The sequence below is a fragment of the Streptomyces calidiresistens genome, assembly GCF_014141525.1.
In the GTDB taxonomy this organism is placed as follows: Bacteria; Actinomycetota; Actinomycetes; order Streptomycetales; family Streptomycetaceae; genus Streptomyces; species Streptomyces calidiresistens.
Window position 1 is genome coordinate 1 of sequence record NZ_VKHS01000186.1, and the last position, 7961, is coordinate 7961.

The following is a 7961-nucleotide window of genomic DNA, read 5'->3' on the forward strand; positions in this document are numbered from 1 at the left end:
GGTCGGGTGACTGTCGGGGCTCACCGGGCACGGCGAAGTGGCCGTCACCACGAGCAAGCACCACCTGCGGCAGGGGCTGCCGCCGCCGGGCGGGAGAGTCGGCCCCATCCGCGCCGAATACGAGGGGGAGCACCCGTGTCGGCTCCGCCCGGCACGGGCGGCTCGGAGCCGCCGCGCGGGCCCCGCGGCCCCGGGGACGCGGCCGAGGAGGAGCACCCGGTGCCCCAACGGGCCGCGGGGTGGTGATGCGGCTCCGGGAGGAACCGGGGCGGAACCGTGAGCCGGCCTCCCCGCCCAAGGCGGTGCCGGCGTGTTCCCCTCGCCTCCGTCATCCGGTCCGACCACCCCGGGGGCCGGGGACCCGCTGCCCGATGGGAGCGGTCCGGCCGAACCGGTCCGTCACCACCCGGACACGGTGGAATCGTTCGGATTCCGCCCCGTCCCCGTCCCCGCTCCGGCGGAGGCAGTCGTCGCCCCCGCCGCTCGCACGGGACGGCGGGGGCGGGGGCGGGGACGCCCGGGCCGTGGTGTTGCGCTCCGGGGCTCAGACGGTGCCGCGCCGCAGGGCCTCGGTGAGGCGGTTGGCCGCGTCGATCAGGGCCCGCGAGTGCATGCGGCCCGGGTGGCGGGTCAGGCGCTCGATCGGCCCGGAGACCGAGACGGCGGCGACCACCCGGTTGGAGGGGCCGCGCACCGGGGCCGAGACCGAGGCCACTCCGGGCTCCCGCTCGCCGATGGACTGGGCCCATCCCCGGCGCCGCACCCCGGAAAGGGCGGTGGCGGTGAAGCGGGCGCCCTGCAGGCCGTGGTGCAGTCGCTCCGGCTCCTCCCAGGCCATGAGGATCTGGGCGGCGGAGCCGGCCTTCATGGGCAGGGTGGAGCCCACCGGCACGGTGTCCCGCAGGCCGGAGAGCCGTTCCGCGGCGGCGACGCAGATCCGCATGTCCCCCTGGCGGCGGTAGAGTTGGGCACTTTCCCCGGTGATGTCGCGCAGATGGGCGAGCACCGGGCCGGCGGCGGCCAGGAGACGGTCCTCGCCGGCGGCGGCGGCCAGTTCGGACAGGCGCGGTCCGAGGACGAAGCGTCCCTGCATGTCGCGGGAGAGCAGTCGGTGGTACTCCAGGGCCACCGCCATGCGGTGGGCGGTGGGTCGGGCCAGGCCGGTGGCGGCGACCAGGCCGGCCAGGGTGGCCGGGCCCGATTCCAGGGCGCTCAGCACCAGAGCGGCCTTGTCGAGGACGCCCACTCCGCTGGAGTCGGCGGCACCAGGTGTGTCCATGCAACGATATTCGCGTCTCACAGTGTGAAACGCAAGTTCGTTTCCCCGAAGAAGGGTCCACGCTGGATCACATCCCCGGCTCCCGTCCGGAGCGGGGCGCACCGGTCCGGCCGGCCTCGACAGCGAGCGCCGCGGACCGGACCGCCGTCCGGAGCGCGGGGCGCGGACGACGGTCACCGACCGAACGGCACGATTCGACTTGAGGCCCGGCGACGCTGCCGGGTCGGAGGGAATGCGATGGGACGGACACTCGCGGAGAAGGTCTGGGACGATCACGTCGTCCGGCGCGCGGAGGGCGAGCCCGACCTGCTCTACATCGATCTCCATCTGCTGCACGAGGTGACCAGCCCCCAGGCGTTCGACGGCTTGCGCAAGAGCGGTCGCCGGGTGCGGCGCACGGACCTCACCATCGCCACCGAGGATCACAACACGCCCACGATCGACATCGACAAACCGATCGCGGACCCGGTCTCCCGCATCCAGTTGGAGACGCTGCGCAAGAACTGCGCGGAGTTCGGCGTCCGGCTGCACCCCCTGGGGGACCGCGAGCAGGGCGTGGTGCACGTGGTCGGTCCGCAGCTGGGCCTGACCCAGCCCGGCACCACGGTGGTGTGCGGGGACAGCCACACCTCCACCCACGGGGCGTTCGGGGCGCTGGCCTTCGGCATCGGCACCAGCCAGGTCGAACACGTCCTGGCCACCCAGACCCTGCCGATGGCGCCCTTCCGCACCATGGCCGTCACGGTGCGCGGCGAGCTGCCGGCCGACGTGACCGCCAAGGACCTGATCCTCGCGATCATCGCCCGGATCGGCACCGGCGGCGGTCAGGGATACGTCATCGAGTATCGCGGCGAGGCCATCGAGAAGCTCTCGATGGAGGCGCGGATGACCATCTGCAACATGTCCATCGAGGCGGGGGCCCGGGCCGGCATGATCGCGCCGGACGAGACCACCTTCGCCTACCTGCGCGGTCGCGACCACGCCCCGACCGGCGCCGACTGGGACGCCGCCGTGGAGTACTGGCGCACCCTGCGCACCGACGACGACGCCGTGTTCGACCACGAGGTGGTCATCGAGGCCGCCGAACTGGCCCCGTTCGTGACCTGGGGGACCAACCCCGGCCAGGGGGTCCCGCTGTCGGCGGCGGTTCCCGACCCGGCCTCCTTCGCCGACCCCAGCGAGCGGCTGGCGGCGGAGAAGGCACTGGAGTACATGGGGCTGTCCGCGGGACAGCCGCTGCGGGACATCGCGGTGGACACCGTCTTCGTCGGATCCTGCACCAACGGCCGGATCGAGGACCTGCGCTCGGCCGCCGAGGTGCTGCGCGGTCGTCGGGTCGCCGACGGGGTGCGGATGCTGGTGGTCCCGGGTTCGGTACGGGTGGCGCTCCAGGCCGTCGAGGAGGGCCTGGACAAGGTGTTCACCGAGGCCGGGGCCGAGTGGCGGCACGCGGGGTGTTCCATGTGCCTGGGGATGAACCCCGACCAGCTCAAGCCCGGAGAGCGTTCCGCCTCCACCTCCAACCGCAACTTCGAGGGTCGGCAGGGCAAGGGGGGCCGCACCCACCTGGTCTCCCCGCAGGTGGCCGCCGCCACCGCCGTGACGGGGCACCTGGCGTCCCCCGCGGACCTGTCCGACCTCACCTCCGTTCCCACCCCCGCGGGAGTCTGATCAGCGATGGAAGCCTTCACGACGCACACCGGCCGGGCCGTTCCGCTGCGCCGCAGCAACGTGGACACCGACCAGATCATCCCCGCCCACTGGCTCAAGAAGGTCACCCGGGACGGCTTCGAGGACGGGCTGTTCGAGGCCTGGCGCCGTGACCCGGAGTTCGTGCTCAACCGACCGGAGCGCGCCGGGGCCACGGTGCTGATCGCCGGCCCCGACTTCGGCACCGGTTCCTCCCGCGAGCACGCCGTGTGGGCGCTGCAGAACTACGGTTTCAAGGCCGTCATCTCCTCCCGCTTCGCCGACATCTTCCGCGGCAACTCCCTGAAGAACGGGCTGTTGACGGTCATCCTCGACCAGGCCGTGGTCGAGCGGCTGTGGGAGGTCGTCGAGGCGGACCCGGGGGCCGAGGTCACCGTGGACCTGGTGGAGCGCGTGGTGCGGGCACCGGGCGTCGAGACCTCCTTCGAACTCGACGAGAACTCCCGGCAGCGGTTGTTGGAAGGGCTGGACGACATCAGCCTGACGCTGCGCCACGAGGACGAGATCGCGGCCCACGAGGCGGGGCGGCCCTCCCACAAGCCGCGGACCCTCGTGCCCTGACCGTCCCCCGCTCCGCGGGCACCGTCCCGACGCGCCGGGGAGGGTTTTCAGCCATCGAACGGCTGCTCTCCCGGGCCGGATCGGTCCCCCGGATGTCTCTTTCGATACGGGTGTGTCCCCCACCGCACGGTGGGGGACACACCCGTATCGTCTTGTCCGCAAGGGATGTCGGGCGACAACTCCCCCCGGGTGGCACAATTGGTGCATGGACCACGACGACAGGGCATCGCTCCACGCCCGTCTCGCGGTTCGGCCGAAAGAAGCGCACCGGAAGGTGCGCGTGATGCCCGTCCCCGAGGAGGTGCGACGGGGTATCACCCCCCGGTCGGCGGCCGTCATCGCCGTCGCCGGACGCAACGGATCGCCGCTCGGGCCCCGAGTCGACCCCGGGCCCCGTTCCCCGACCACCCCGCGCTCCCGGGCGCCCCACCGACCGGGGGAGCGGCGGGAATCCCCCGAAGGGGCCCCGCCCGGGAGCGGACCCCGGGAGGGGCTCGACGCGACGCCGGGCCCGGGGCGACGCCCCGGATCGGCGCGCACGGCGGCGTCGTTCGTTGCGACACAAGGGTGATTCGCCCGTTTCTGGTTTGATTTGCGGTATATATCTGCCTACCGTGCGAAAAAGCTTGAACAGTTTCGTTCCAGCGATGCCTCCGAAGGGGAAGACGTGAACAAGGCGCAGCTCGTGGAAGCCATCGCCGACAAGCTCGGCGGCCGTCAGCAGGCCGCACTCGCGGTCGATATCGTCCTCGACGCCATCATCCGGGCCACCGTCGCCGGCGAGCGCGTGTCGGTCACCGGTTTCGGTTCGTTCGAGAAGGTCGAGCGTCCGGCCCGCTACGCGCGCAACCCCCAGACGGGGGAGCGGGTTCGGGTCAAGAAGACCGCCGTGCCCCGGTTCCGTGCCGGGCAGGGCTTCAAGGACCTCGTCGCCGGCAGCAAGAAGCTCCCGAAGAACGACGTGGCCGTGAAGAAGGCGCCCAAGGGCAGCCTGAGCGGCGGCACCACCACCAAGAAGGCGACGGCGAAGAAGACCACGGCCAAGAAGAGCACCACCACCCGCAGCGCGACCGCCAAGAAGGCCGCCGCCGGGAAGAAGACCGGCACCGCCAAGAGCGCCGCCGCGAAGAAGACCACGACCGGCCGCGACACCGGTGCCGCCAAGAAGGCCACGGCGAAGAAGACCACGGCCAAGAAGGCGCCGGCGAAGAAGACCGGCGCCGGCAACGCCCCCGCGCGCAAGGCGTCGGGACGCAGGACCACGGCGAAGCGGACGGCCACACGCAGCAAGTGACCCCGCCGGGGTCGGTCGGGGTGACCCTGCGTGTGCCGGACCTCTAGGATCGGCGCATGCAGGCCACCGCGTACACCTGGGACCCCGCCACCCGTGCCGGCAGCGTGCTGCTCGACGACGGCACCCCGATGGAGTTCGACGCCGAGGCCTTCGACGCCGGCGGTCTGCGCCTGCTCCGCCCCGGACAGCGGGTGCGGATCGAGACCGGTGCCGATCGGGACCCCGCGGTGGGGGGCGCCGCGTCCCGGATCACCCTGGTGACCCTGCAGACCTTCTGAGCCCCGGCCCGGCCCCCGGCCCGCCGGGTTCCCCGCGTTCCCGATCCCGCGTGCGCAGCGCCTCCCAGGCCCGCCGGGTGTGCGGGCCCACGCCGAGCCCCAACGCCACCAGCAGATCCGCCCCGGTGTCCACGTCCCGCCGGGCCCCGGGAACATCGGGGAGCACGAGTTCCAGGGCCCCCGACTCCCGGTGCCGCATCCGTGATCCGGGACCGAACCGCGGTTCCGGGACCGCGTCCGGCGCCACCGTCAGCATCGTGGTGCCGGTGCCCTCCGCGTCCGCCACGAAACACCGCGGGGCCCGGGCCGCCAGCAGCACCCGCTCCAACTCCTCCGGCCGCAACGCCGGCAGATCCCCGTTGAGGGCCACCACCCCCATCCGCGCGGCGTCCCCCCCGAGGTGCCGGTGGGAGGTCGCCCTGGCCACCCGCACGCCGTGCTCCACCGCGGCGTTCAACCCCCGGTTCGGCACGTCGGGCACCACCCGCACCCCCGGCGCGCCCGCCGACCACCCCTCGTCCGTGACCACGATCACCTCCCGCACCGAACGGCAGGCGAGGACCGCGGCCACGGTGTCCCGGGCCAGGGCGGGCGCGAGCGACGCCCTGGCCCGCTCCCCGAGGGTCGCGCCCAGACGCGACTTGGCGCCCCTCCCCGCCTTGAGGGGGATCACCGCCACCCAGTGGATCGGGGTCCGCGGGCCGGTGTCCCGCTCGCGCCCCGTCCCCGTCCGGCCGTCCATCCCGTTCCCGTTCCCTTCGGTCCCCGCGTCCCGGATCGGTCACCGCGCCCCGGGCGCGGCCCACCCCTGCCGTCGGCTCCGACCGGGCCGATGAGACGATCTGCTGGACAGGCCACCGGCCCGGGGTCAGACTTGTCCGGCCGTTCGTACCACCGGTGCCGGGGACGGACGGGGTGCGCGACCGCCGTGGCCGGTGCCCTTCGAGCGGCGGCCCGTCGAGGCTACCGAACCCGCCCGGACGGACGAGGCGTACAGGGCCCACGAGGAGCGCAAGAGGAGATGGTGTCCGAGTGTCCCGCCGCAGAATCGGCTTCTGGTATCGCTTTGCCGCATTCCTGGTGAAACCGACGATGGTGCTGCTCTTCTCCCGCGAATGGCGCGGGGTGGAGAACATTCCCGCCCACGGCGGTTTCATCACCGCGGTCAACCACAACTCGCATCTCGACCCGCTTTCCTACGCGCATTTCCAGTACAACACCGGAAGAGTGCCCCGTTTCCTGGCCAAGGACGGGCTTTTCCGCGGTCGGGGCATCGTCGGTGCCTTCATGCGCGGCACCGGGCAGATCCCCGTCTACCGCGAGAGCTCCGACGCGGCGGGCGCCTTCCGCGCCGCCGTGCAGGCGGTCCGTGACGGGGAGTGCGTGGCCTTCTACCCCGAGGGAACGCTCACCCGTGATCCCCGGTTGTGGCCCATGCAGGGCAAGACCGGGGTGGCGCGGGTCGCCCTGGAGACCCGCGCGCCGGTCATTCCCGTCGCCCAGTGGGGTGCCAACGAGGTGCTGCCGCCCTACGCCGGCGGACGACGCATCAAGCTGCTGCCGCGCCGTCGCCTGACCGTGGTCGCCGGCCCCCCGGTGGACCTCTCCGAGTTCCACGGTCGTGACATCGACGCCGAATTGCTCCGCCGGGCCACCGACCGCATCATGGACGCCGTGACCGCCCAACTCGCGGAAATCCGCAATGAGGAACCCCCACCCCGTCGTTGGGTCCACAGGCGCGATCGTGCCGGTCGCACCGGCGCCGGAACCGGCCCGACCACCCCGGGCGAAACCATCGAGGAGACGACCGAGTGACATCCGTCGCCGTCTACGGAACCGGATCCTGGGGCACCGCCTTCGCCATGGTGCTCGCGGACGCGGGTTGTCGGGTCACCCTGTGGGCGCGTCGCCCGGAGATCGCCGAGGCGGTCAACGCCGAGCGCGTCAACCCCGACTACCTGCCCGGCATCAGGCTGCCGGAGACGGTGCGGGCGACCACGGACCCGGCCGAGGCCGCCCGGGACGCCGAGTTCACCGTCTTCTCCGTGCCCTCCCAGACCCTGCGCGGCAACCTCGCCGAATGGGCGCCCCTGCTGCCCCGCGACACCGTGCCGATCTCCCTGATGAAGGGCATCGAACTGGGCAGCGCCAAGCGGATGAGCGAGGTCATCGCCGAGGCCACCGGTACGCCCGAGAACCGCATCGCCGTCCTCAGCGGCCCCAACCTCGCCCGGGAGATCGCCGAGCGGCAGCCCGCGGCCTCCGTGGTCGCCTGCCGGGACGAGGAGATCGCCCGTCGCATCCAGCGGGCCTGCCACACCGAACGGTTCCGCCCCTACACCAACACCGACGTCGTCGGCTGCGAACTGGGCGGCGCGGTCAAGAACGTGATCGGCCTGGCGGTGGGGATCGCCGACGGCATGGGACTGGGCGACAACACCAAGGCGTCGTTGATCACCCGGGGTCTGGCGGAGACCAGCCGACTCGGGCTGGCCATGGGGGCCGACCCCGCCACCTTCGCCGGCCTCGCCGGCCTGGGCGACCTCGTGGCCACCTGCTCCTCGCCGCTGTCCCGCAATCACACCTTCGGCCACAACCTGGGGCGCGGCATGACGGTGGAGGAGACCATCGCGGTCACCCGTCAGACGGCGGAGGGGGTGAAGTCCTGCCGGTCGGTGCTGCTGTTGGCACGACGCCACGGGGTGGAGATGCCGATCACCGAGACGGTGGTGCGCATCGTCCACGAGGGCACCTCGCCCCGGGACGAGTTGAAGGGGCTGATGTCCCGCAGCGCCAAGGCCGAGCGACGCTGACCGGGCGGGACCGTCCCCCGCCCGCC

General features: G+C 72.7%; 8 protein-coding genes. 6 read left to right on the top strand and 2 right to left on the bottom strand.

Features of this window, described 5'->3' with window-relative positions; genetic code table 11:
• Positions 1 to 544 precede the first annotated feature (544 nt).
• Entirely contained in the window at positions 545 to 1279 is a 735-nt protein-coding gene (locus tag FOE67_RS10405; RefSeq protein WP_182662843.1) for an IclR family transcriptional regulator, read from the bottom strand.
• Between the two features lie 237 nt (positions 1280 to 1516).
• Here FOE67_RS10405 and leuC point away from each other — a divergent pair, with 237 nt between their 5' ends.
• The 4 genes from leuC to FOE67_RS10425 all read left to right on the top strand — a co-directional run bounded on the left by leuC (position 1517) and on the right by FOE67_RS10425 (position 5122).
• The gene (leuC, locus tag FOE67_RS10410; RefSeq protein WP_182662844.1) at positions 1517 to 2950 is read left to right on the top strand and encodes a 3-isopropylmalate dehydratase large subunit; all 1434 of its coding nucleotides are present in this window, start codon (positions 1517 to 1519) and stop codon (positions 2948 to 2950) included.
• 6 nt (positions 2951 to 2956) lie between these two features.
• Complete coding sequence (leuD, locus tag FOE67_RS10415; RefSeq protein ID WP_182662846.1) at positions 2957 to 3550, top strand: 3-isopropylmalate dehydratase small subunit; 594 nt, start codon at positions 2957 to 2959, stop codon at positions 3548 to 3550.
• A gap of 667 nt (positions 3551 to 4217) precedes the next feature.
• Positions 4218 to 4844 (top strand): HU family DNA-binding protein, encoded by a 627-nt coding sequence (locus tag FOE67_RS10420; RefSeq protein ID WP_182662848.1) that lies wholly within the window; start codon positions 4218 to 4220, stop codon positions 4842 to 4844.
• A gap of 56 nt (positions 4845 to 4900) precedes the next feature.
• Positions 4901 to 5122 carry a hypothetical protein gene (locus FOE67_RS10425; RefSeq protein WP_182662850.1) on the top strand — a complete coding sequence of 74 codons (222 nt, stop codon included), beginning with the start codon at positions 4901 to 4903 and terminating at the stop codon, positions 5120 to 5122.
• Here the strand turns inward: FOE67_RS10425 and cofC are convergent.
• Positions 5094 to 5864 (bottom strand): 2-phospho-L-lactate guanylyltransferase, encoded by a 771-nt coding sequence (gene cofC / locus FOE67_RS10430; RefSeq protein ID WP_182662852.1) that lies wholly within the window; start codon positions 5862 to 5864, stop codon positions 5094 to 5096. The genes FOE67_RS10425 and cofC overlap by 29 nt on opposite strands.
• A 290-nt stretch (positions 5865 to 6154) precedes the next feature.
• On the opposite strand from cofC, the gene FOE67_RS10435 reads away from it, so the two are divergent.
• Both FOE67_RS10435 and FOE67_RS10440 read left to right on the top strand, forming a co-directional pair.
• Positions 6155 to 6937: a lysophospholipid acyltransferase family protein gene (locus tag FOE67_RS10435; RefSeq protein WP_182662854.1), complete on the top strand. Its 783-nt coding sequence runs from the start codon at positions 6155 to 6157 to the stop codon at positions 6935 to 6937.
• A complete protein-coding gene (locus tag FOE67_RS10440; RefSeq protein ID WP_182662856.1) occupies positions 6934 to 7935 on the top strand; it encodes an NAD(P)H-dependent glycerol-3-phosphate dehydrogenase in 1002 nt (333 codons plus the stop codon). Before FOE67_RS10435 ends, FOE67_RS10440 begins: the two co-directional genes overlap by 4 nt.
• Positions 7936 to 7961 lie beyond the last annotated feature (26 nt).